Below are 540 nucleotides of genomic sequence, written 5' to 3'. Positions count from 1 at the left end.
AATAGGTTGTCAAAGGCCGAGTCGATTTTGGGGACTGGGATGTCCCAAAATCTTTCACGAGGCCGAAGACACGCTTGATGTCACGTTGTCTTTGGTGTGTGTTTCTGGGAAGTCTTTGGCTCTTCCCATCGGTTACCGGTGCTGCCCCGCCTGCCAGTACGGGACTGGGTATCAACCCCACCGGTATCCGGTTTTTGGATGGCAGTGTCCAGTCCACAGCTGCCCTGCCACCATTACCCGCGAACATGACATGGGTAGTGCCTGATGGCAGTGATTCTGAATACGATGATTACTACACCAGCCCGGTTGATGCCATGAATCATCTGGCAGACTGGTGCACACTCGGCGATGTCATCGTGCCTGTCAGCGCCAGATGTACTTTGATGATTGCGCCTGGTACTTATGATCTGGGCGCTGATCAACAAATAATCATGCATGAGAAAGTGGATATCATTGGTATGGGAGTCGGTTCAACGATCATTCGTGGATTCGTAAAGGGGTCGTAACTACTCACCCCTAAGATGAGTACAAGCCTGCCTC

Annotated in this window: 2 protein-coding genes; one reads left to right on the top strand and one right to left on the bottom strand. The window is 51.7% G+C overall.

Annotated features, from left to right (window positions below):
• The coding region (locus ACOCD2_RS25750; protein ID WP_294032130.1) for a hypothetical protein at nucleotides 1–217 on the bottom strand (217 nt) is incomplete at its 3' end.
• A 40-nt stretch (nucleotides 218–257) separates the two neighbouring features.
• On the opposite strand from ACOCD2_RS25750, the gene ACOCD2_RS25745 reads away from it, so the two are divergent.
• Complete coding sequence (locus ACOCD2_RS25745) at nucleotides 258–506, top strand: hypothetical protein (protein ID WP_293653979.1); 249 nt, start codon at nucleotides 258–260, stop codon at nucleotides 504–506.
• Nucleotides 507–540 lie beyond the last annotated feature (34 nt).

Source organism: Thiolapillus sp. (genome assembly GCF_048562965.1).
GTDB classification, from domain to species: Bacteria; Pseudomonadota; Gammaproteobacteria; order Chromatiales; family Chromatiaceae; genus Thiolapillus; species Thiolapillus brandeum_A.
Note: the sequence above shows the minus strand (reverse complement) of the source record. Positions and strands in the feature narration are given on the sequence as shown.